The following is a 24,891-nucleotide window of genomic DNA, read 5'->3' as shown; positions in this document are numbered from 1 at the left end:
AATGAAAATTCGCAGGGATGGTATGTACAGAAAATATGTAAAGAGACCGATGGATGTCATATTAGCTTCAATAGCTATTATTATTCTCAGTCCGCTGTTATTAATAATAGCTGTTCTAGTTAAAGCGAAACTTGGCAGTCCAGTTTTGTTTAAGCAAAAAAGACCTGGACTTCATGAAGAAATCTTTTGGATGTATAAGTTCAGAACGATGACGGAGGAGAAGGATGGAAATGGGAATCTGCTTCCTGATCATGACAGACTGCCCAGGTTTGGCAGATTACTCAGATCTACATCTCTTGATGAACTGCCGGAGCTTTTTAATATCGTAAAAGGCGATATGTCGATTATCGGTCCAAGGCCTTTATTGGTGCAGTATTTACCTTTGTATAACCCACACCAGAAACGACGCCATGAAGTACGGCCGGGATTGTCCGGCTTGGCTCAAATCAATGGAAGAAATGCAATCAGCTGGGAGGATAAATTTCAACTCGATGTGGAGTATATAGAGAATATCAGCTTTTTAGGGGATTGGAAAATTATTCTGATAACGATAAATAAAATCCTCATAAAAGAAGGTATTCATCAGGAAGAACAAGCAACTGTTCAATATTTCACAGGAGATCCGGAGGATGTATAAATGAAAATAATTTTTATGGGAAGAAAAAAATATGCAGCAGAGCTCATAGAGTGGACGTTAAGCCAAGGGGTGGAAATTGCAGCAGTTGTTACCGATTCACATTTTCCTAATTCACCAACTGCTCAAAAAGCTTCTGAATTAAGAATTCCTATTATTTCAATGGAAGAGGCAGAAAATATCCTATATGAGCCAGATCACCAAATTGATTTGATTATTTCTTATCTGTTTTGGAAAAAGATAAAGGAACCGTTAATCAGCGGGCCGTCATATGGCTGCATTAATTTTCATCCAGCTTTATTACCTGAATGGCGGGGAACAGCCGGGTATAATATGGCAATCTTAAATAAACTTCCAAGGTGGGGTGCTACTGCACATTACGTAGATAGTGGAATAGATACTGGCAGTATTATACGTACTTTTAAATTTAATTTTGATTATCGAATGGAGACAGCAGCAAGCTTAGAAAAGAAGACACAGGAAATTCAGGTAGAACTATATAAAAGTGTACTTTTAGATGTTATATCCCAAGGACGGCTGGCCTCAGTCAAACAGAATGCTAAACAGGGAAGATATATTACCAGAGTTGAAATGGAGGAAATGAAAGAAATTGATTTAATCAAGGATGATATAGATTTAAAAATCAGAGCCTTTTGGTTCCCGCCATACAATGGTGCCTTTATTGAAGTAGAAGGAAAAAAATATACGTTAATTAACGATTTTATCCTGAAACAGCTAATGAACAAAGATAGCACCGCAAATGTTGTAACTTCCGAAAGAAATCTTGTAAAGAATTAATAAAGGTTGTAAGAAAAACCAAGAAAATCACTTGATCTTTAAAACATTGGTGTTCTTGCCAAGGAGATGTCCGCTACGACGGTTTTCGATGGGACGAGTAATCGCAGTCCCAGGAAGTCGCTTTCCGCGGGCAACGCCTCAGTCTCCTCGGAAGAAGACCACTTCCTGCGGGGTCTTCACCTGTTGCTTTTCCCGCAGGAGTCGACTTCCCTTCGCTCCCATCTATGAAGAAATATGTTTCATTTGCTTTCTTTCAAAGAAAAGAAGCTGATTCTAGCGAAGGTTTTTGATGGGACGAGTAATCGCAGTCCCAGAAGAAATATACGGAGACTCCTGTGGGAGTGCGCAAAACGGAAAAGGAAGTTCGGTTAAGTTCGTAGCGACGTCCTGTCTCAGGCACCGAACTGACATACATCCTGTATGCCTCCAAAGTGTACTTCTTTTTTTCGAGGAGGCTGAGCTCAAGCCCACGGAAAGCGTAGTATATTTCTGGGGTTGCGATTACTCACCCCATCAAAACCGTTGGAGCGGCTATTCTTCATCTTATATCTATACTTTTTTATTTTTTTTAAAGGGAGCTGTTTTTATTGACCCAATCTAGAATCTATTTGTCCCCGCCGCATATGAGCGGAAACGAACTTCAATATATAAAAAGCGCCTTCGAATCAAATTGGATTGCGCCATTAGGGCCGAATGTAGACGCATTTGAAAAGGAAATAGCGGAAAAAACAGGGGCAAAAGGAGCTGTTGCAGTAAGCTCAGGGACTGCAGCAATCCATTTGGCTCTTTCTTTATTAGGTGTAACAGAAGGCGATACAGTATTCTGCTCTACATTAACCTTTGTTGCAAGCGCAAATCCTATTTTGTACCAGGGAGCAAATCCAGTTTTTATTGATTCTGATCCAGAATCCTGGAATATGTCTCCAAATGCTTTAGAAAAGGCATTGAGAGTGTCGGCTTTTGAAGGTAAACTCCCGAAAGCAGTCATTGTTGTTGATTTATATGGACAAAGTGCAAGAATGAACGAAATTGTCTACTTATGTAATGAATATGGCATTCCCATTATTGAGGATGCAGCGGAATCATTAGGTTCACTTTATAAAGGAAAGGCCAGCGGTACATTTGGTGATTATGGTATCTACTCCTTTAATGGCAATAAGATTATTACAACCTCCGGCGGCGGAATGCTTATTTCAAATAATATGAAAGCGTTGGAAAGAGCAAAGTATCTTGCAACACAGGCAAAAGATCCTGCTCCACACTATCAGCACAGTGTAGCTGGCTTTAATTATCGTATGAGCAATCTGCTGGCGGGTGTCGGCAGGTCACAATTGAAGGTTTTGGATGACAGAGTGAGGTTAAGAAGAAAGGTATTTAATATGTATTTTCAAGCTTTATCAGATCTGCCGGGAGTAAAGTTTATGAAAGAGCTGGAAGATACACAAAGCAACCGCTGGTTAACAACACTGACGATTGATGACAGAAAAGCGGGAATTACAGCAAAGCAAATTTTAGATGCACTGAATAAGCAAAATATAGAAGCCCGTCCAGTTTGGAAGCCGCTCCATTTGCAGCCGCTTTTTAAAAGGGCAAAATACTTTATGCATGATGAAGGAGGATCTGTTTCAGATAAATTGTTTGAAACCGGAATATGCCTTCCATCAGGCTCCAGTTTAACAGAGGTGGAACAGCACCGGGTAATAAGATGTATAAGAAATATATTTGACAGCACCATTCGTAAAAGGGTTGAGATGAAATTACAAGAATATGAGGTATAAGTCATGATTGGAGAGAAAATCAAAAAAATACGAAAGTCCAGAGGGCTGACTTTATCAGAATGTGCAAAGCGTGCAAATATATCAAAATCTTATTTAAGTAATATTGAACGAAATTTAAACCAAAATCCATCCCTGCAAATTATCGAAAGACTGGCAGGTGTATTGAATGTGGAGGTCAATACGTTCATCTCAGAAGAATCACGAATAGGACAAATACCAGAAACAAAATGGCTGCAATTTGTAAAGGATCTTAAGCAGTCAGGTGTAAAAACAAATGACTTACAAGCGTTTAAGACAGTAATTGAATTTGCAAAATGGCAGCAGGAGAATTTGGATAAAAACGATAAAGCAGGGGATGAAGATGAAAAATCCTGAGAAAATGAAAGTATTACAAATTGTTGGTGCTATGAACCGGGCTGGGACAGAAACGATGTTAATGAATTTATACCGGAATATAGATAGTGAAAAAATCCAATTTGATTTTATCTCCTACAATCAGGAAGAAGCACATTATGATCAGGAAATAAGAGAATTGGGAGGGAGGATTATCCGGCTAAAAAAAACGAATTCCGTTCTCGAACTCTATCATGTAATAAAGAAGTATGGACCTTATGACGCTGTTCATGCACATACCTTATTTCATTGTGGACTCTCCATGATTGCAGCACGATTGGCAGGTATAAAGGTAAGAATTTCCCATGCACATACAACGCTGGATGACAGTGAAGGGCTGCTTAGAAAGCTCTACCTTAAGTCGATGCGTTTTTTTATTTCTCAATATTCAACAGATCTGTTGGCATGCAGTGAGGCAGCTGGGAAATATTTATTTGGAGAAAAAAGAAGTGCAGGTTCAAAGTACACATATTTTCCCAATGCCATCGACTATTACCCATATTTGAAAAGGCCAGAAAACAAAGTAAATGAATTTCTGCTCCAACAGAAGCTGGGGAAGAGTATCATCATTGGACATATCGGCAGATTTATAGAAGCAAAAAATCACATATTCTTAATAGAGGTGATGAAAAAAGTCATTCAAAGAGATAAGCAGATGAAACTATTATTCGTAGGAGATGGAGATTTACGCGGTGAGATAGAAGCCACTGTATCAGTAGAAGGACTGGAAAAAAATATCCGCTTTGCCGGCTTAAGAGAAGATATTCCTACAATGCTGCATAGTATGGATGTATTTGTATTTCCATCTATTTATGAAGGCTTAGGGATGGTCCTGCTAGAGGCGCAGGCAAGCGGGGTTCCTTGCATTGTTTCAGAGGCCATTCAGCCGGAAGCGGATCTTCATATCGGTCTGCTTACCAAATTGCCTCTATCGGATCAACCGGATGTATGGGCAGATACGATTATTGCAAAAGCAGGGCAAAAAGAACGGAATCAGACTGAAATCAGAAATGGATTTGAAAATAACGGTTATTCTATAGAGCAGGCAGTTCATCAATTACAGAAAATTTATCAATATAATGAGGTCGATAAACGTGGAAAATATATTGATAGCTTCCTTTGATTTGGAGGTAGGAGGAGTCGAGCGCAGCCTGATAAGCATGTTAAATAATTTTAATTATACAGACTATCACGTTGATGTTATGCTGTACAGCCATACTGGCGATTTTATGAATCAATTACCAGCACAGCCCAATCTTCTGAAAGAGTCAGATAGCTATAAAACGTTTCGGATGTCTATCAAGGATACATTTAAAGCGGGATATTTAACTATCGGGTTTGCCCGTTTACTGGCGAAGTATAAAGCTGCAAAGAATCAAGGCTCAGAAAAGGGCTATAAACAAATGCAATATATGTGGAAGTATGCATTGCCATTTTTACCGAAGCTGGATGCAGCATATGATGTGGCAATAAGCTATTTATGGCCGCATTATTTTGTGGCAGAAAAGGTTGAGGCTAAGATGAAAATTGCGTGGATACATACAGACTTTTCTGTAGTGGAAACCGATGAAACAGTCGATATAAGCATGTGGATGAAATTCGATTACATTATTGCAGTTTCCGAAGAATGTAAAAGGGCATTTATAAATAAATATCCTATTTTAAAGAAGAAAGTTACTGTTATCGAAAATATTACTTCACCTGATCTTATCCAAGCATTAGCAGCAGAAAAGCTTGAAAATCCAATGATTTACGATAATCGTTTTAAAATCATTACCGTAGCCAGATTATCTCATGCAAAGGGTATTGATAATGCAGTCCGGGCACTGAAACTTTTAAAAGAAAGAGGCTATAACAACCTTGCTTGGTATGCTGTCGGCTATGGTGGAGACGAGAAAATGATTCGAAGTCTTATATCTGATTATAAACTTCAGGATAACTTTTATTTGTTAGGAAAAAAAATCAATCCATATCCATATATGAAGGAAGCAGACCTTTATGTTCAGCCCTCCCGCTATGAAGGTAAGGCAGTAACGGTCAGTGAAGCGCAAATTCTTGCAAAGCCGGTGCTGATAACAAATTATTCTACTGCTAAAAGTCAAATTCTGGAGGGATATGATGGGATGATTTGTGAATTATCTGTTGATGGTTTAGCGGATGGTATAGAGGAACTGTATCATAATTTAAAATTAAGGAAGAAATTAGCTCATCATTGTTCCAGGTCCAATTTTAATAATTCTACCCGCGAATTAAGTAAGCTGTATGATTTAATTATATCGTCGTGTTAAAGACAATTCAAAGAGGCGTAAGGAAACACGTACGGATAGAAAAAACGGGGTGTAATATGAAAATTTACACAATAACATGTCATGATGCCTACAATCATGGAGCCTCCTTGCAGGCATTTGCATTATTAAGATATTTAACCCAATGTGGTCATGATGTTGAAATCATTGATTATAAGCCAGCGTATTTAAGCAACCATTATAAATTGTTCCGAATCGATAATCCGAAATGGGAGAAGAATTTGCTGACAAAGCTAGTTTATTTAGGAATTAAAGTTCCATTAAGAATACCAGGGTTAAAAAGAAAAAGAGCCTTTGATCAATTTACAACCACTTATTTAACATTAACAAAACGTCAGTACCGCTCTAATGAGGAATTAAAGAATAAACTGCCTGAAAGAGATGTATATTTATGTGGAAGTGATCAGATTTGGAATAGTCTTTATCAAAATGGAAAAGACCCAGCCTTTTATTTAGATTTTGTACCAGGAGGAAGGACAAAAGCTTCTTTTGCTGCCAGCTTTGCTACAGAAGAGATTGCGCCGTATTTGGTTCCAGTTGTCCAAAAATGGATAAAAAGGTTGGACGGAATAAGTGTCAGGGAAAAAAGCGGTGTTAACATCCTGAATAAAATGGGGATTTATAACGGAAAAAAAGTTGTTGATCCCGTGCTTTTATTAAGCAGGGGTGAATGGAATGAAATAGGCAAGAAACAATTTCACAATAAGTATATACTGGTCTATGATTTTGATAATAATCAGCTGATAAAAGAGATTGCAGTAAAGATTTCAAAAGAGAAGAACTTGAAAATATACAGCATTAATCCAGGAAAGATAAATTATGCTGATAAATATTTTCGACACGTGGGCCCGGAGGTATTTATTTCACTTGTGAGAGATGCAGCCTTTATTATTTCCAACTCATTTCATGCGGCAGTATTTTCAGTACTGTATCAGAAAAATTTTGCCATTGTGAACAGAAAAGAATCTATCAACACGAGAATGAGGGATTTTCTGGAGGATTTGAATTTAGAATCAAGGCTAATACATCCACATTATAAAATGAAAGATTTATTAAATCCAATAGACTATAAGGAAAGTGAATTCATTCTTAACGGGAAAATTGCGCAATCTAAACTGTATTTAGAGAATGTTTTACATCCTAGAGAAGTGAGAGAGCCGTTAAGCGGGAATAGATAAAATGAAGTGACATGCAGAAACAAAGCAGGGGGTGAAAATAATAATGAAAAAGGATATTTTATTTGTGATTGACTCATTAGATATTGCCGGGGCAGAGAAGAGCTTAGTATCTCTATTATCCATGCTGGATTATTCAAATTTCAATGTAGATTTACAACTATTTTCTTTTGGAAATATTTTAGAAAAAATAGTGCCAAAACAAGTAAATGTACTTCCACCATTGAGCTATACAACCTTTACAAATCGAACTATAAAACATTCTATGCAACATGTCCTGTCAAAAAAAGCAGTTCAAATGTTTTTTTCAAGAATCAGATACTCTATCGCAATATACAAAAAGGACTATCATAATACGAAACGGGCTATTCTTTACTGGAAAAGCGCATCAAAAGTAATCGAAAACAATAATAAAAAGTACGATGTAGCCATCAGCTATGCGCAAGGGGTTCCTACTTATTATGTAGCAGAAAAAGTGAAAGCAGAGAAAAAGCTTGCCTGGGTTAATGCTACATACATAATAGATGAGGAAGATATAGCATTCCAAAAGAAATATTATAATCACTATCACAAAATGATAGCTGTATCAAGAACAGCTGAAAAAGATTTATTAGAACGCTTTCCTTATTATGCAGATAAAATAGAGGTAATGTACGATATCAATAATCCTCGGCTTATTTTCCAAATGGCGGAGGCAGGAAATAATTATCAGGATTCTTTTCATGGAATCAGGATTTTAACCATCGGTCGATTATCTGCTCAAAAAGGTTATGATATTGCTCTTCAGGTATGCAAAATACTGAAAGAAAAAAGAATTCATTTTAAGTGGTATGTTTTAGGAAAAGGACCTCTAAAAGAAAAAATAAAGGAGGATATAAAAAGACATCAACTAGAACAGCACTTTATTTTATTAGGGGTTGAGGCAAATCCGTATCCGTTTATTGAGCATGCTGATATGTATGTGCAGACCTCCAGATTTGAAGGATTCGGTCTTGCTATTGCTGAAGCAAGAATGCTAAATACGCCTGTTGTAACAACAAGGTTTGATGCAGTCTATAATCAAATGATTCATGAAAAAAATGGGCTTGTTGTTGATATGAATCCGGAAGCTGTTGCAGAAGGGATATTAAGATTAATCAATGAGCCGGAGCTTAGACAAAGTATCATACATTATCTGAAGCAGGAAAAGAAGGGGAATACTGAGGAAATCGAGAAGTTCTATCAATTTATTGGATAACATAATATGCGCCTGTAGAAAGAGGGTAGCAGTATGAAGAAGAAAATGCTATTTATGCTGATCAATATGAATATTGGCGGCACGGAAAAGGCACTGCTTAATAGGATAGCAGAAATACCTGAACATAAATATGATATTACGATTCTAATGCTGGAGAAATATGGGGGATTTTTGAATGCAATTCCAGATCATGTCAACGTGGAATACGTGCATGAATATCCTGAGATAAAAGGAATGGTGACGAATCCCCCCAGATGGACTATATGGAATCTTATAAAAAAAGGCCGGCTTATCAGGGTAATAAATTTCTCGCTGACATATGGATTGTCCCGAATCCTGAAAAATAAAAGTATTTTCTTTAAATATATATTAAGGAATACTGCGGATATAAAAAATAAATATGATGTAGCTATAGCTTATGCAGGTCCGATGGATCTCATAAGCTATTTTGTTATTCATAAAATAAGTGCTGAAAAAAAACTGCAATGGATTCATTTTGATGTGACGAAGGTCGGGTTTGATCTGCCATTTGCCAAAAGATTGTATCCTGAGTTTGACAGAATCTATACGGTGTCAAATGAGGGAAAAGACCGTTTAGTTCATATACTGCCTGAATTACAAAGTAACATAGATTCCTGTCCTAATAAAATCTCTTCTGAGTTAATTTTACAAATGGCGGATGAAGGGGATGGCTTTAATGATGAGTTTGATGGCATAAGAATATTAACTATCGGACGATTAAGTAAAGAAAAAGGACAGGATCTTGTTATTCCAGTATTAGCAAAGCTGAGAGAAAAGGGATATAAAGTCAGATGGTACTGTGTTGGAGAAGGTAACAGCAGGTCTGCATATGAATTTCTTATTAAAAAGTATCAAGTTGAAAGAGAATTTATCTTATTAGGAGCACATCCAAATCCTTACCCCTTTTTAAAACAATGTGATATTTATGTTCAGCCATCCCGACATGAAGGATTCTGTATCACTTTAGGAGAGGCGAAGGTCTTTAACAAGCCGATTATTACGACTAATTTTACAGGTGCTCATGAACAAATGGAGGGATTGAAAATGGGTGTTGTTGTAGAAGCTGATGCATGGGAGATATATCAGGAAATCATTCATGTAATGAGCAAAAAATTAAGAAACAAAATTGAAATTAGCATATAGCCCTTCGAAAAGGCTTTTTAGTGAGGTGAGAAAAAAAGTGCGCAAAAAAGTATTATTTGTAACACAAAGAATGATAATGGGTGGAATCGAAAAGGCTTTAATTGCTATGCTGAATAGCATGCAGCTGAAAGATTACGATGTGACTGTAAAGCTGATGTCGGAGGAGGGTGAGCTTTATGAGGAAATCCCGGAGTTTGTGCATGTAGAAAATATATTTGGAGCAAGGGAAACAGCATTGGAGAAAATGTGGAAATATACAAAAAAAGGGGACATTATTACAGCGGTTAAAACAGGATTTTATACGAAATTGATACAGCACACAGTGTCTAATTATAAGCAAAACAGGTACTACTCCAGGATGGTGCCAAGAGATGAAACAGTGTACGACATTGCTATAGCTTACCATAGTCCGGTAACATTTCCCGACGTTTATGTCATGAATAATATAAAAGCAAAACAGAAGGCTGTCTGGATTCATTGTGATGTTTCCTATTTTGAAGAAGCTTTGCGAAAACAGGGAGAGAGGTTCTATAGTAGGTTCGATTGTATCTTCTGTGTTTCTAAATATGCTATGACGAAATTCATTGATATATTTCCGAATCTGAAAGATAAAACATTTCCATTTTATAATGTTATCGAAAGAGATAAACTGGAGACTTTATCAAAAGCGGAAGAAAGTTATAGCGATAGGTTTAAAGGCATTCGCCTTCTGACAGTGGGCAGGCTGTCAGTAGAAAAAGGGCAGGATATGATTCCGGAAATTTTATCAAAATTATTGTTAAAAGGATATCATGTCCGCTGGTACTTAATAGGCGAAGGGATTCTAAGAGAGAAAATCGAGACAATGATAAAGGAATACCAACTAGAAAATAACCTCCTGTTACTTGGTACGGTAAAAAATCCCTATCCGTATATAAAGGATTGTGATATTTATATACAACCATCCCGGCATGAATCCTATGCCCTCACTGTGGCAGAAGCAAGGATATTACGAAAACCCATTATTACAACAAATACTGGTGCAGCTGAACAAATAAGCCAAGGAGAAACAGGGTTAATCGTAAATTTCGAGAAGGAAGAGATTTATCATACTATCCTGCGACTATTAAATGATAAAAGATTAAGAGAAAAATTCAGCAGCAACCTGTCACAGCAGGTAGTGGATACAACAAAAGAGATGGAAAGGCTCTATAAAATGGTGGAGAATGCTCCATAAATTCTTTCATATGTCTCAAAAAAACTTCTAAAATAAAAGGTGAGTAAATTGGTGAATAGCTTCCATAAATTACTGCGACTTTTTTCAAGAAAAGAGAAACAGAAGCTTATTGTGCTGCTTTTTATGATGATTGCAGCAGCAGTATTTGAAACAATCAGCATAGGAGTAATTGTTCCCTTTGTCGGTATGGTAGTAAATCCAAATGTGATTCAGGAGCAGCCTGTCCTTGCAAATGTATACGGCTGGCTTAACTTCCAGACGGTAAATGCTTTTATCATATTTGCTGTAATTATATTATTAGCAGTATTTGTGATTAAAAATGTATACTTACTATTTTTTAATTACACTCAAATTAAGGTGACATTGAATCAAAAAGTAAGGTTGTCCAGGGATTTATTTCAGGCATATTTAACAAAGCCCTATACCTTTCACTTACAGAGAAACACAGCTGATCTATTGAGAAATGTCAATGAAGAAGTAGCAAAAATCTTTAATGGAATCATGATTTCTGGCTTTCAATTACTGACAGAGGTGCTGGTCATCCTGTTTATTGCAGTATTATTAGTAGTAACAGCCCCTTTGGCAACTTTAGCCGCAGCTGTTTTACTAGGCGGGAGTGTTTGCCTTTTTTTTATAAGCTACCGGAAAAAAATCAGCCAGCTTGGGGAAGAGCATCAGGAAGTAACCGGGAAAATGATACAATGGGTCAATCAGGGACTGGGTGCCAGTAAAGAAGTAAAGGTTTCCGGGAAAGAGCGTTTTTTTATCAGAGAGTATACAAATCAGAGTCAAATTCAAGCCAATAATACGAAGTACTTAAAAATGCTGGAAGTGGTTCCTAGATATTTTATCGAAACGATGCTTGTCGCGATTGTTCTGATCACAGCACTAATCATTATTCTCCAGGGAGCGAATCTATCTCATTTTATCTCAACCATGGCATTATTTGCTATGGCCGCATTTCGGCTGATGCCTTCCATCAACCGTGTTGTTTCATTGATTACAATTATGCGGTATAGTATGCCGGCCTTGCATGTCGTTTACGATGATTTATTTATGGATAAAGACGTTTTGGCATCTGGTAAGAACAGTACGGAAATAATACGTGGAGAAAAAATATTTCACAATTCAATCCAGATGGATGAGGTGTCTTTCAAGTACCCCAATCAAAATAAATACGCTGTACAGGATGTTACTTTATCGATTCCCATCGGTAAATCAGTTGCCTTTGTCGGAGAATCAGGAGCCGGTAAAACAACGATTGTTGATATTATACTAGGCTTGTTCCCGCCCGAAAAGGGAAGCATTCTGGTTGATGGTGTAAATTTATTTGAACAGCGGTCTTTATGGCAAAAGAAAATCGGATATATTCCGCAGGCTATTTTTCTTTCCGATGATTCTATCCGCCGGAATGTTGCTTTTGGGTTAAATGATGATCAGATTAAAGATGAAGAGGTTTGGCGTGCTTTGGAGCAGGCACAGTTAAAACAGTTTGTTGAAGAGCTTCCCAATAAGCTTGATACACCGGTTGGAGAAAGGGGTGTCATGCTGTCGGGCGGACAGCGCCAGCGAGTTGGCATTGCCAGATCGTTATATCATAATCCCGAGATATTGTTTATGGACGAAGCAACCTCTGCATTAGACAACAAAACGGAGAAAGAAATTATGAGTGCTTTTAATAAACTGAAGGGGAATAAGACGCTAATTATCATAGCACACAGATTAAGTACTATTGAAAATTGTGACATTGTCTACAGGATAAATAATGGCAGATTAGTATCAGTAAATAATAAGCTGAACCAATCCATTATGTAACGTAGAACCTTTAGAAGGAGGATAGCAAAGTGGATGTTATTCTGCATAAAGATGAGGATGCAGTTGAAAGATTATTTTCTGCATGTAGTAATTTTAGTGAGGGAATTCATGAATATAATATTTTCCAGGATAGAGCATGGATGAAAAACTGGTGGAGATATAAAAAAAGCTGCCAAATGGTAGATCCTTATATTAAAGAAGTAAAGGAAGGAATGAATACTATTGCGATTATCCCTCTTTACAGTTATAAAGCAACCTGGGGCTTTACTGTAATCCGGCCGATTGGATTAGGAATGGCTGATTATTTAGTGCCGATTATTTCTAGCAAATATGATATGAGGGAAATCACTAACCTGGTGATGAAAAAGCTTACAGAGGACAGGAAAAATTGGAATTGTATAGTATGGTCGGACTTACCCGGGGATTCTATTTATAATAAAGTCTTTTCTACTCAGTTACCGGATGGTTTTAAAATGATAGAAAAAATAAAAACGGTAGATTCCCCTTACATCATGCTTGAACGTAATATGGACCAGACGAAGTCCGGGGTAAATCAAAAGTACGTAAAGAAAATCCTTTTTAAACAAAGAAAATTAATCAGGCAAAAAGGAGAATACCTTTATAAGAAAGTATTAAGAGAAATAGATGTAGAACCTGTGATGAATACGCTATTTGAGCTGCATAAGAGAAGATGGAATGGTACGAAAACTCCCAGCAAATACAATAATCAGAAAGAGAAGGAATATGCACTGTTAACAGCAAAAAAACTCTTTCAAAATGAGTTATTACATCTTTCCTATTTAGAAATAAATAAGCAAATTATTGCAGTACACTTCGGCATGAACGATGGAAACAGATTCTATTTTTATATTCCAAGCTTTGATACGGAATTTGGAAAGTACTCGATAGGTCAGTTGTTAATATATCATCTTATTCTTGATGCAAGTAAAGAAGGATGTCAGTATTTCGATTTTTTAAAAGGGGAAGAAGCCTATAAGTACAATTGGGGGGCGATCAATAAACATAATGTAGAATACACCTTCACAAATACGACTTTAAGATCAGGATTTTTCACTTTCTTGTTTCAAATTAATAAATCCCGTTTTTTTCATATATATCTACGGAAAAGCGCTGAAAGGATTTTAATCAGAGCAGATTCATAAGGTGTACATCAATAAAGATTAGAGAGAGGATGAAGATTATTTTGGCTGCTGTTAGGTTGAAGAGCCTGGTTTTTCAGGGAATGAAGCGGACCATTGGCGAAGAAAGAATGATTAAGCTTATCGAATACACACGGGGACTGTACAGATATCCCAAAAAAATGCTGGGAAGAGAATTCCAGGATAATATAAAACAGGAAGCAGATATACTTGTTTTTGCTGCGCATCCGGATGATGAGGTTTTGGGTTTGTCTTCAATTTTATATAGTCATCAGAAAAAGAGAGAGAACGCTGTCGTAACGTATGTGACCAATGGTTCCGGGTTAATTGGTGAAAGCTGGCGGATGCCTGAGGCGTTTTCAAAGGATAGAGCGGAGGAAAGATATAGAGAGGGTTTACAGGGGTTATCATTATTAAATATCCCAGAAGAAAATGTGTATTGTCTTGGATTTCCCGATGCAGGAACACATCGCTACTTAAATGAAATAGCGAAGGATGTTCTTTTTTTAATGGAAAAATATCAGCCTAAAAAAGTATATGTTCACTGTATGGAGGGTGGACACAATGATCATGACATAACAAGCTATGTTGTAAAATCAGTTTGTAAGAAGCTGGACTTTTCTAATGTTTATGAGTGGGCGGAATATAATCAGCTGCAGCCTCTTGGTACGGAGGATATTCGTTTTAGAAATTGTAAATCAACGGAGACAGAAGAAACTCTAATGAAGCTCTCAGGTGCTCAGTACAAGCTAAAAAAGCAAATGCTGGCATGTCATAAATCTCAGGATGTTGCTAAATATTATTTAATGGGAGAAGCCATCCGGAAAGCGGACTTGGATGATTTAGAAAAAGAACTATTAGCGTACTCCAATTTCCAGGAAGCAAGCATCCGGCCATTAATTACCCAGTTCTCTAAATTTATAAATCATTTACAAATTAATGAGTCCACTGTTCACGGCAAGCTTTATCATTCAAAAAATAAAATGAAAAAATTGATGAATGGGAGGTGATTTCTCTGGGTGCTATCGTTGGAATCTATCAGTTTAATAATGAATCGGTACAAGGAAATCATATATATATAATGATGAAGGAATTACAAAAATTCCTTGTAGATGATGCTGTGCTATGGCAGCAGAAAAATATTTTTCTCGGTTGCCACTCTACGCGGATGATCTGCGAGTCAGTTGAAAAAGATTTACCTAATTGTTATAACGCGAGATTACTGGCAATTACTGCAGATACAGAAGTAGCTAATCGTAATGAACTATTTGACAGCTTAGAAATTAATCGTCTCAAGAGAGCAAGTCTGCGGGACAGCGAGTTAATCTTGCTTGCCTATCAAAAATGGGGAGAAGAATTACCGAGATATTTAGTTGGTGATTTTGCTTTTATGATTTGGGATGGTAAAGAACAAAAACTTTTTGGCGCGAGAGATTATTCGGGCACCGGACCCATTTATTACTTTCATGACCAAAAGCATTTTGCCTTTTGCACATTAATACAGCCGCTGCTATTATTGCCATTTGTAGATAAGAGCTTCAATGAAGTTTGGATTGCAGACTTCTTCCTGGGCAGCCCGGATGGGAGTGATTCTATTAATCCTTCGTCAACAATTTATAAAAATATAATACAAGTTCCCCCGTCACATACTATCTCTGTTTGTGATGGACTCGTTAAGGTAAAAAAATACAGTCACTTTATCAATAGATGAGTATTCCCTCTACTTCATTTTTACAGGACTTTATTAGGAAGAAGTCTATTAGAGGTAACTAATTATCAAAAAATTAGAAATAAGTATTGAATTATTATGTAAAATAGTATATGTTCTTTATATAGAACGAAAATTTATTATCCCTTTTTAAATGACTAACTAAATAAACTGCTTTAATTCAAAAGTGGGATTTAGTTTTTTTAAATTTTATTGTTCTTTAATAAGAACAATAAGCTAATCCTATATATTGGAGAAGATATGATGAGTGCAATTGCTGGAATTTATCACGTGAATAGTGCTGTTCCGCAACAATTTGGGCGGCAGATGATGCTGGCATTAAGAAAGTTTCCGGCTGATCAAGTGCAAATCTGGAACAATAAAAATGTGTTCTTAGGCTGTCATGCACAGTGGGTTACACCCGAATCAATTAATGAACAGCTTCCTTTCTATGATGATAGACAACTGGCAATTACATCAGACGCAATCATCGATAATCGGGAAGAATTATTTGATAAATTAGGAGTTCAGCGTGAAGAAAGAAAAGGAATGCCGGATAGCCAATTAATATTGATTGCTTACGCGAAATGGGGCGAGGAGTCTCCAAAATATTTGGTTGGCGACTTTGCTTTTATGGTTTGGGATGAAAAAAACCAAAAGCTGTTTGGAGCGAGAGATTTTTCCGGTTCAAGGTCACTCTACTATTTTTCTGATGATCAGCGATTTGCATTTTGTACAGTTATGGAGCCGCTGTTAAAGCTGCCCTATGTTAACAGACAATTAAATGAGGAATGGCTGGCTGAGTATTTAGCGATTTCGACCTTTATAGACGCAATTGATGTATCAAGAACGGTTGTTAGAAATATCCTGCAAGTTCCCCCATCACATATGATTACTGTGATAGAAGGGAAGGTGAAGCTTTCTAAATATCAGGTGCTGTCATTTAATGACAAAATCAGATTCAAACAAGATGATGAATATGTGGAGGCTTTTCGTGATATATTCCAGAAATCGGTTGATTCGAGATTACGTACATTTAAATCTGTCGGTTCTCAGCTGAGCGGCGGACTTGATTCAGGTTCTGTTGTCAGTTTTGCTGCAAAAACATTACAAAGCCAGAACAAAAAATTACATACCTACAGCTCAATCCCGGCAGCAGATTTTATTGACTATACACCAGGAAACTATTACCCGGATGAACGTCCATACATCCATGCTACGATTGATTATGTAGGGAATATTGAAGATCATTATTTAAGCCTGGAAAGTAAGAATCCATACAATGATATGGATGAATGGCTGGAAATTATCGAATCGCCTTATAAATTCTTTGAGAATTCATTCTGGATGAAGGGGATTTTTGAACAGGCAGCCAAGGATAATGTCGGAGTTTTGTTAAGCGGTGCCAGAGGGAATTTTACAATATCCTGGGGACCGGCAATGGAATATTATGGACACTTATTAAAGAGAATGAAGTGGTTTCATTTTGCCCGTGAGCTTAAGCCTTATAGCAGAAACATCGGGATAGGCAGAAAAAAGCTGTTATCACTTATAAGTAAACAGGCATTTCCGTTTTTAAACAGGGAAGATGATAATTCTTTTCCAATGCTTGTGAATCCTGATTTTGCTAATAAAATGAATGTGTTTGAAAAACTTCAGAGATATGGAATGGGAGCAGATGGACTTACTGATCTCAACATTTTAAATCAAAGAAACTATCTTATTGATAATGAATTTATATGGAATTCAAATGGAATAGCATTTTCAAAGCTATCCCTGCAATATGGGACACTAATGCGTGATCCGACAAATGATATCCGGGTGATTAATTATTGTATGTCCCTGCCGTTAGAACAATTTATTAATAACGGAATGGATCGGGCATTAATCAGAAATGCAACAAAAGGATATTTGCCTGATAAAGTGCGGTTAAACCAGACAAAGTACGGTGTCCAGGCAGCAGATTGGCTTCACCGCATGATACCCTGCTGGACAGACTTTATTAATGAGGTGAAAGAGCTGTTAAAAGACAAGGATACAGCACAATATTTGAATACAGATTCTATTAGAAATGCCCTGTCATCTGCTATGGAAAAGCCAAAGGGTGATCTTGCTTTTAAGCCTGAGCTGAGGATGCTAATGCGCAGTATCATCGTTTATCGATTTCTGAAAACATTTTACCTTGAAGGAGGTGATACAAATGAAAAAGCAATGGAAAGAGCCCAAATTGGAATTATTGGATATTAAAGAGACAATGGCAAGCTTTAAAGGCGATTCCTGGGATGGATTTTTTATTGGCAGATATAACAAACCGGATCCTAATCCGGGAGAAGACATAAGTTAAGCTGCACATTCCAAATGAGAGAATTTTACAAGATCAATATGGTCTTCAACCAAAGATAGATACTTAAACCTGAATCGCAGTGCTCTTCGAATAGTTGAAGTCGGTAGATTATTGCCCTTATACCGTCCCGTTTGTATAAGGGCTCATTTTTTCTTAGTTCATGTACTCCACCTGTCTGAAATAGTCTGTTTATTATAAAAAGAGGGTGATTAATAGATGTTTGAAATCCCAAAAATTCATTCCTATAAAGCATTTGGATTAAATATTTTAAGTGATTTCCCATTACCAGAATTAATACCTGTCAGTCGCAAGAATTTTGATGAAGCTGATTTAACTATAATAGAAACCAATTTATCTTCCTTATGGTCAAAGCTTGCCGAACCAGATGCTTATTACTACATAAAAAAGAAACTTTGTATGATTAAAGTTCCAGGTGCGGCCATTTATATGATTGAAGATGGAAGAGCTATTTCAGTCTCACCGATTGAGGGTTCAAACAATAATCAAATCAGGCTTTACTTGCTTGGAACATGTTTAGGCGTTCTGCTCATGCAAAGAAAAATAATGCCGATACATGGAAGTTGCATTGTCATAAATGGAAAAGCCTATGCTATTGTGGGCGATTCTGGTGCAGGGAAATCAACGCTTGCTTCCGCATTTTTAAGCCGCGGCTTTCATTTACTGACAGACGATATCATGGCGGTGACACTATCTGAAGATAATATTCCGCTCGCTATACCTTCATATCCACAGCAAAAGTTATGGCAGGAGAGCTTAGATCGATTTGGCATAGAATCAGATCAATTTAAACCAATCTATAATAGAGAAACAAAATTTAATATACCGGTTAATGACCATTTCGTTGATAGATCAATACCTTTAGCCGGAATTTTTGTTTTAAGCAAAGCTAATCAAAATGATATTGAAATAGTATCCATCCAAAAATTAGCACGTTTCCCTGTCCTGTTTCATAATACCTACCGTAATTTTATGATAAATCGTTCCGGATTAATGGATTGGCACTTCGCATTTTCTGCTAATCTGGCGAACAACCTTGATTTTTATCGAATCATACGTCCTGTCTCCCGATTCACAGTCAATGAATTAGTAGATAACATTTTAAGCTTAATTGCGAAGGATAGGAATGTAAATAATGAAAAAGCAGCAACAATCTATTGAAAGGGAGAGATAGTAATATGAATAAAACGATTTCAAACAGCGATATTGTAAGTCAATTAGAGGGACTTATTGTCAGCGATATGGACGGGGAAAAGGTCATGTTAAGTATTGAAAATGGAAAGTACTACAATCTTGGTGAAACAGGTGGAGTGATTTGGGATTGTATGAAAAAGCCTATTTCTATACAAGACCTGATTCAATCATTAGTTAAGGAATATGATGTGGGAGAGCATGAATGCAGGGAGCAGGTACTCAGATTTATAGACCGTTTATCAGAAGAAGGTTTGGTAAAAATAGAGTTTGCTTAAAAAAGGGGGAGCGGGATGAGAAGGATGATATTATTTCTATCTTTAAATAAGAAAATGAGGCACCTTCTATTTGAAGCATATATTTATCTTGCTTTTGCCCGTCTTATTAAAGCAATGTCCTTTTCGAAAATAGCACCTTCATTAGGGGAAAAAATGAAAGAAACCTCAACAGATTTAAACCCAGAATATAAAAAGACATTGATGGGGATATCGCAGGCTATCCATATTATGAGCAAGTATACATTTTGGGAGAGTGAGTGTCTTGTCAAGGGCATAGCTGCATTGAAAATGTTAGAAAAGCGGGACATAGAAAGTACACTTTACTTAGGAATAGCAAAAGATGAGGATGGAAAATTAATTGCTCATGCATGGTTGCGCAGTGGTCCATTCTTTGTAACGGGATTAGAAGGAGCAGAACGGTTTACGGTTGTCAGCAAGTTTGCAAAGAAAATAGATACAAAGGATAAAAGGTGAAATAAATGGAAAATAGAAATCAATTGGACCTTCGTAATATACCTGAAGAATTACAGCTAATGATCGAATTATTAAGGAATAATCATCTGGAAGAATGGGAAACTTTCACAGATATTAATTGGGAAACTTTCATTGATTTGGCAATTCATCACCGTATTTATCCGGTACTTTATCCGAAATTGAAAAAGGTAAAGGAAGGTATTGTTCCTCCCTTCGTTTTAGAAAGGTTTTCCTGGCTTTATAGAAGAAATACAATGAAAATGCTTTTCTTAGGCTCAGAGATGCAAAAGATCAGTAAGCTGTTTTCAGACAATCACATTCGGCTTCTTTTTTTAAAAGGGCCAGTACTTGCTCAAGCGTTGTACGGTGATATCTCCCTTCGTACGTCCAGGGATCTGGATGTTCTTATTCCGATAGAAAAACTTGATGAGGCGGAGCATCTGCTATTAGCTCAAGGCTATGAAAAGGAATATGAAATAAATAAAGAATTAAATGAATGGAAGTGGAGACATCGTCATGTTAACTATTATCATCCGCAAAAGAAAATCACGATAGAAATTCATTGGAGATTGAATACCGGTCCGGCGAAAGAGCCGAATTTTAATGAATTATGGGAAAGAAGAAAGCAGAGCACAATTCCGGGTAATGAGGTCTATATGCTAAGCAATGAGGATCTCTATTTATATCTTAATATGCATGGGGCACAGCATGGATGGTCGCGCTTACGATGGTTATTTGATATTCATCAATTAATGGATAAAGAATTAAACTGGAACAGGATATATAATCGGCTAAAACGCTTTGGTTATCTTCAGGTGGGAGGACAAGGTATGATACTTGTGTCTGAATTATTTAATAGAAAGCTTTCTAATGAGATGCAGCAATATTTAGTGAACAGCCGTTCGAAAAGACTAGCAGCAAAATCAATTTTTTATTTGGAATCCATGATTAATATATATACGTTACCATTACCTGAAAATGTAGTGAAGTATCATAAAAAGTATTTAACGGGCTTAATGTCGACGGAGCAGAGGATTCTTTTTACTTTAAGTTTGCTGTATCCATATCCGGATGATATGAAAACCTTACCGTTACCAAAAACGCTCCATTTTCTCTATTTTCCGCTTCGTCCATTTCTCTGGGTATGGCGAAAAAGAAAGAAGCATGTATTATCATAAGGAGACATAGAGATGAAATCCATTATATATTTTTTGAAGCAAATCTATCGTTATTCGGGGAAGATCGTCTATATTAATTTATTTGCAATGGCCGGCATCGGTTTACTAGATAGTGCAGCGATTCTATTACTTGTCCCATTGATCAGTATGAGCGGCATTGTTGATATGGGAGCAGGAAGAATACCGATATTAAGTATATTTGATTTTATGGCAGATATTCCAGCAGCTGCTGGTCTGCCGATTATATTAGCCATTTTTATCATGATTGCCGTTGGACAAAATATTGTAAAGCGACAGCTTAATGTGAAAAACAACAGGTTACAGCAGGGATTTTTAAGATATATGCGTGTGGAAACATATAAATTGTTACTGTATTCTAACTGGCAGGTTTTCATTAGAAATAGAAAGTCCGATTTTATTAATATTTTAACATCAGAAATTGCACGTTCCAGTGTAGGTGTATATTCAGTATTACAATTTATATCATCTATTGTCTTCACTTTTATTCAGATAGGGCTGGCATTTATTCTTTCTCCTGTAATTACAACATTTGTACTCCTATGTGGATCTGTTCTTATTCTTTTTAACCGTAAATTTCTAAAAAGGTCATTGACTTTAGGAAACAGGAATTATGAATTATCTAAGGAATATATCAGCGGGATTACTGATCATATGAATGGGATAAAAGATATCAAAAGTAATACATTGGAAAAATCAAGATTAGACTGGTTTGGGCTAATCACAAAAGAAATGGAAAATGAACAAGTGGAGTATATAAAATTAAAATCAACATCACAATTATATTATAAAATGGCTTCTGCTATTTTAATCGCTGTTTTTATCTATTTTGCAATAATGATGTTTCATGCACAGGCTGCACAGCTTCTGCTGATTATCATTATATTTTCACGGCTGTGGCCGGGAGTTGCAGGAATCCAGTCATCGATGGAACAAATCGCAGCAACAATTCCTTCTTTCAGAGCAGTAATTACTTTACAGGATGAATGTAGAAATGCCAAAGAGTTTAATACGGATGAAAGTTTAAAAAATACCTCAATTAAAATGAAAAAAGCTATTCAATGTGATCAAATCTATTTTCGCTATAATGAAAATGCTGATTGTGCTTTAACCAATATTAATCTGGTTATCCCGCCCAATAAAATGACAGCATTTGTAGGGCGCTCTGGAGCAGGAAAAAGCACATTAATTGATTTGTTATTGGGACTGAACCAGCCGGAGAATGGAAAAATTCTAATTGATGGCGTTTCGCTTTCGTACGATAATATCTCAGCCTGGAGAAAATCTATCAGCTATGTACCACAGGAGCCATTTCTTTTCAATACAAGTATTAGAGAAAACCTGGAAATAGTAAAAACAAATGTGACAGAGGAAGAACTATGGGAAGCCTTGGAATTCTCGTCGGCTATAGATTTTGTAAAGAAACTTCCTGATGGACTAGATACCATTATTGGTGATCGAGGAATTAAGTTATCTGGCGGTGAACGACAGCGTCTCGTATTAGCACGGGCTATATTAAGAAAACCATCCATTCTTGTTTTAGATGAAGCAACCAGCGCTTTAGATACAGCGAATGAGTCCAAAATTCAGGCTGCACTGGAAAGGCTGAAAGGTAAGATGACGATTATCGTTATTGCACATCGTCTATCAACGATTCGAAATGCCGATCAGGTCGTTGTACTGGAAGAAGGAAAGATTATTCAACAGGGAGGCTTTATCGAGCTTTCTAAAGAGAAGAAAAGTATGTTCAGTCATCTTTTGAGTAATCAGATAGAAGCAATGAGATAAGAGAGAGCCCATATATTGGAGAGCGATAAACTGTGAGAAAAATAAGAAAAAGGATTCTTCTGTCCGTATTTTTAATATTTCTTGTAATTCTTATATATACTATTTGGGACAATAATCGGTTTATCATCACAAGACAGGAAATCATAATTGACCATCTACCGAAGCAGCTGGAAGGATTTCGTATTCTTCAGGTTAGTGATCTGCATGAAAAGCAATTTGGTGAAAACCAGAAAAAACTGATAGAATCAATCAATTCAATAGCCTATGACGTCATTGTTTTTACAGGCGATATGCTTGATGACGTAGAAAGCACCAACTACGACAGCTTTTACACATTAATTGAAGGAATTGATAATAAAGAAAATGCATTATATGTACCAGGGAATACAGATCCGGCAAATTATCAGGTTGGAAGAAAAGTAGAAAAGAGTGATTTCACCCAAGGAATGGAAGAACGAGGTGTTCATTTATTAGAGTCTATCCACTCGATTTCGACCAATGGGAAAAATGTTCATTTTGTTCATTTTGAATTATCTATCTTAAAAGATCCGCAATATATGGGAAGCGTACAAGGAATTTTAAAGCCGGACTATATTAATGAAGAAAGCTATCTTCTGCAACAGGAAGAGCTGTGGGAAGAGTTAACAGTGCTCGATAACCGAAGTGAATCGGACATTCTTATTGCATTGAACCATTATCCGATTCCTGATATTCGAATCGACCATATTCAAGCTAATCCTGATTTAAAATGGACAGATTATGATTTGATTATGGCAGGACATTATCATGGGGGACAGATTCGTTTACCTTTTATTGGTGCTCCCTTCATTCCAGAGCCCTGGTATGAACCAAACAGCTTATTTCCACCGCAAGATCGTATAAAAGGGTTATGGGAATACGCTGACACCAAGCAATATGTTAGTGCAGGTCTCGGTAGCAGCGGTGCGGTATCTTTTATGAAATTCCGGTTGTTTAATACTCCTGAAATTAATCTTGTTATCTTGAAAGGGACAGCTAATAGGCAATAAAGCAAGGATTTAATTGTAAAAAATTCAGCTGGAAATTCGACTTACTTTTTGATTTTATTCTTTATTATTCACAGATTCTGTTTCAATGAATAATGCAGATTTATAGTAAAATGAAGCCCAATTTGATGAATGGGGCTGTGGTTATAGTCATTTACTTCACAAAAAGTCGTTTGAATAAGTGAAAAACATGTCATAATTTGAATTTTCTTATATGACAAAACTAGTGTGCTAAAGACAAAACAAGTCAAGCGATTCGCGCTAAATATATAGTAAAATAGGCTTGTGTATTTATGTTTATAGGTAATCTTGGGGAGTTTCTATTCCGCCTTTTAAACAAAAAGAGTGGAGGAAATATAGTTATCAATATCACTTATTATTTTATGTTATCTGTTAAAAAAATTGTAGACTTGTAATGACAGGGATGAAAAGCTTTTTGTGATCATTATCCCTTGACTATATAAATTTCATTCTATTATAATACTAATGAATAATATTACTAATGAGTAATATATTTAATATTGACTGAAGCAGGTGTTTTTCTTGAATCAAAGAGGAAGAAAAAAAGGAGCAGATGGAACAAAAAGCAGGGAATTATTTCTTACTATTGCTAAAGAGGAATTTGCCAATAATGGTTATCATGAAACAAAGGTAAGCACAATCGTTGAAAAAGCTGGTCTAACACAGCCAAGTTTTTATTTATATTTTCAAAGTAAGCAGGCAATTTTCCAGGAAATACTTGATTCATTTCGAATTAAGCTAACCGATTTGACAACAAAAAGCAGGCTTAGTCCTGGAATTGATGAACATTCTTTAGAAGATCGTATTGCAGAAGGATTAAGTGCTATTTTAAAATTTTTTGCAGAAAATATGTACTTAACAATCATTGGTTTTTATATGTCGACAGAAGCTGATGAGATCAAAGAAAAAATGGCAAATCAAATAAAAGATAACCTTCTTTATGAGAAAGAAATCGGCTATTTTCATCTTCACCTTGATATGAAGTTTGTTTCGGAAAGTCTGGTAGGTATGATAGAGCATCTGACAAAAACGCAATTATTTACAGGATTAAAAGAACCGGAAGCACTTGCTAAGGAAATTGTCCAATTCTTGTTATATGGCATGATAAGGGGATATAAATAGAATTAAAATTTACAGACACATTGTTCTAAAAATAAATCTACTGGTATGTT

The 24,891-nt window shown here is 36.4% G+C and carries 23 protein-coding genes; all 23 read left to right on the top strand.

Going from position 1 to position 24,891, the window contains the following annotated elements; all coding sequences use genetic code 11:
- Position 1: 1 nt before the first annotated feature.
- Positions 2 to 637: a sugar transferase gene (locus tag MHH51_RS16785; RefSeq protein ID WP_339286315.1), complete on the top strand. Its 636-nt coding sequence runs from the start codon at positions 2 to 4 to the stop codon at positions 635 to 637.
- Positions 638 to 1,432 (top strand): formyltransferase family protein, encoded by a 795-nt coding sequence (locus MHH51_RS16780; protein WP_339282563.1) that lies wholly within the window; start codon positions 638 to 640, stop codon positions 1,430 to 1,432.
- Between the two features lie 623 nt (positions 1,433 to 2,055).
- On the top strand, positions 2,056 to 3,210 hold the full coding sequence (locus MHH51_RS16775; RefSeq protein ID WP_339286314.1) for an aminotransferase class I/II-fold pyridoxal phosphate-dependent enzyme: 1,155 nt from the start codon (positions 2,056 to 2,058) through the stop codon (positions 3,208 to 3,210).
- A gap of 3 nt (positions 3,211 to 3,213) precedes the next feature.
- Positions 3,214 to 3,585: a helix-turn-helix transcriptional regulator gene (locus MHH51_RS16770; protein WP_147211665.1), complete on the top strand. Its 372-nt coding sequence runs from the start codon at positions 3,214 to 3,216 to the stop codon at positions 3,583 to 3,585.
- Positions 3,572 to 4,726, top strand: a complete 1,155-nt coding sequence (locus MHH51_RS16765; RefSeq protein WP_339282562.1) for a glycosyltransferase family 1 protein — start codon at positions 3,572 to 3,574, stop codon at positions 4,724 to 4,726. Before MHH51_RS16770 ends, MHH51_RS16765 begins: the two co-directional genes overlap by 14 nt.
- Positions 4,698 to 5,891 carry a glycosyltransferase gene (locus MHH51_RS16760; RefSeq protein ID WP_339282561.1) on the top strand — a complete coding sequence of 398 codons (1,194 nt, stop codon included), beginning with the start codon at positions 4,698 to 4,700 and terminating at the stop codon, positions 5,889 to 5,891. The genes MHH51_RS16765 and MHH51_RS16760 overlap by 29 nt, the downstream gene beginning before the upstream one ends.
- A gap of 56 nt (positions 5,892 to 5,947) precedes the next feature.
- Complete coding sequence (locus MHH51_RS16755) at positions 5,948 to 7,087, top strand: polysaccharide pyruvyl transferase family protein (RefSeq protein ID WP_147211662.1); 1,140 nt, start codon at positions 5,948 to 5,950, stop codon at positions 7,085 to 7,087.
- 43 nt (positions 7,088 to 7,130) lie between these two features.
- Positions 7,131 to 8,321 (top strand): glycosyltransferase, encoded by a 1,191-nt coding sequence (locus MHH51_RS16750; RefSeq protein WP_339282560.1) that lies wholly within the window; start codon positions 7,131 to 7,133, stop codon positions 8,319 to 8,321.
- Positions 8,322 to 8,354: 33 nt separating this feature from the next.
- Positions 8,355 to 9,485 carry a glycosyltransferase gene (locus tag MHH51_RS16745; RefSeq protein WP_147211660.1) on the top strand — a complete coding sequence of 377 codons (1,131 nt, stop codon included), beginning with the start codon at positions 8,355 to 8,357 and terminating at the stop codon, positions 9,483 to 9,485.
- Positions 9,486 to 9,522: 37 nt separating this feature from the next.
- Entirely contained in the window at positions 9,523 to 10,701 is a 1,179-nt protein-coding gene (locus MHH51_RS16740) for a glycosyltransferase (protein WP_339282559.1), read from the top strand.
- A 51-nt stretch (positions 10,702 to 10,752) separates the two neighbouring features.
- Complete coding sequence (locus tag MHH51_RS16735) at positions 10,753 to 12,516, top strand: ABC transporter ATP-binding protein (protein WP_339282558.1); 1,764 nt, start codon at positions 10,753 to 10,755, stop codon at positions 12,514 to 12,516.
- Positions 12,517 to 12,545: 29 nt separating this feature from the next.
- Entirely contained in the window at positions 12,546 to 13,679 is a 1,134-nt protein-coding gene (locus MHH51_RS16730; protein ID WP_339282557.1) for a GNAT family N-acetyltransferase, read from the top strand.
- A 41-nt stretch (positions 13,680 to 13,720) separates the two neighbouring features.
- Positions 13,721 to 14,686: a PIG-L family deacetylase gene (locus MHH51_RS16725; RefSeq protein WP_339282556.1), complete on the top strand. Its 966-nt coding sequence runs from the start codon at positions 13,721 to 13,723 to the stop codon at positions 14,684 to 14,686.
- Between the two features lie 71 nt (positions 14,687 to 14,757).
- Positions 14,758 to 15,387 (top strand): hypothetical protein, encoded by a 630-nt coding sequence (locus MHH51_RS16720; protein WP_339282555.1) that lies wholly within the window; start codon positions 14,758 to 14,760, stop codon positions 15,385 to 15,387.
- Between the two features lie 261 nt (positions 15,388 to 15,648).
- Positions 15,649 to 17,631: an asparagine synthase-related protein gene (locus tag MHH51_RS16715; protein WP_339282554.1), complete on the top strand. Its 1,983-nt coding sequence runs from the start codon at positions 15,649 to 15,651 to the stop codon at positions 17,629 to 17,631.
- Positions 17,585 to 17,728: a paeninodin family lasso peptide gene (locus MHH51_RS16710; RefSeq protein ID WP_147211653.1), complete on the top strand. Its 144-nt coding sequence runs from the start codon at positions 17,585 to 17,587 to the stop codon at positions 17,726 to 17,728. The genes MHH51_RS16715 and MHH51_RS16710 overlap by 47 nt, the downstream gene beginning before the upstream one ends.
- A gap of 216 nt (positions 17,729 to 17,944) precedes the next feature.
- Positions 17,945 to 18,907 carry an aldolase gene (locus tag MHH51_RS16705; protein WP_147211652.1) on the top strand — a complete coding sequence of 321 codons (963 nt, stop codon included), beginning with the start codon at positions 17,945 to 17,947 and terminating at the stop codon, positions 18,905 to 18,907.
- A gap of 17 nt (positions 18,908 to 18,924) precedes the next feature.
- On the top strand, positions 18,925 to 19,215 hold the full coding sequence (locus MHH51_RS16700; RefSeq protein ID WP_147211651.1) for a lasso peptide biosynthesis PqqD family chaperone: 291 nt from the start codon (positions 18,925 to 18,927) through the stop codon (positions 19,213 to 19,215).
- Between the two features lie 15 nt (positions 19,216 to 19,230).
- Positions 19,231 to 19,689: a lasso peptide biosynthesis B2 protein gene (locus MHH51_RS16695; protein ID WP_147211650.1), complete on the top strand. Its 459-nt coding sequence runs from the start codon at positions 19,231 to 19,233 to the stop codon at positions 19,687 to 19,689.
- A 5-nt stretch (positions 19,690 to 19,694) separates the two neighbouring features.
- Positions 19,695 to 20,867 (top strand): nucleotidyltransferase family protein, encoded by a 1,173-nt coding sequence (locus MHH51_RS16690; RefSeq protein WP_339282553.1) that lies wholly within the window; start codon positions 19,695 to 19,697, stop codon positions 20,865 to 20,867.
- Positions 20,868 to 20,879: 12 nt separating this feature from the next.
- Positions 20,880 to 22,673, top strand: a complete 1,794-nt coding sequence (locus MHH51_RS16685) for an ABC transporter ATP-binding protein (RefSeq protein ID WP_339282552.1) — start codon at positions 20,880 to 20,882, stop codon at positions 22,671 to 22,673.
- A gap of 32 nt (positions 22,674 to 22,705) precedes the next feature.
- Positions 22,706 to 23,701, top strand: a complete 996-nt coding sequence (locus tag MHH51_RS16680) for a metallophosphoesterase (protein ID WP_339282551.1) — start codon at positions 22,706 to 22,708, stop codon at positions 23,699 to 23,701.
- A gap of 540 nt (positions 23,702 to 24,241) precedes the next feature.
- Positions 24,242 to 24,841: a TetR/AcrR family transcriptional regulator gene (locus tag MHH51_RS16675; protein ID WP_339282550.1), complete on the top strand. Its 600-nt coding sequence runs from the start codon at positions 24,242 to 24,244 to the stop codon at positions 24,839 to 24,841.
- The last annotated feature ends 50 nt before the right edge of the window (positions 24,842 to 24,891 follow it).

The sequence above is a fragment of the Oceanobacillus sp. FSL K6-3682 genome, assembly GCF_037976165.1.
Classification (GTDB): domain Bacteria; phylum Bacillota; class Bacilli; order Bacillales; family Amphibacillaceae; genus Oceanobacillus; species Oceanobacillus sojae.
This window is presented reverse-complemented; position numbering and strand designations above follow the sequence as displayed.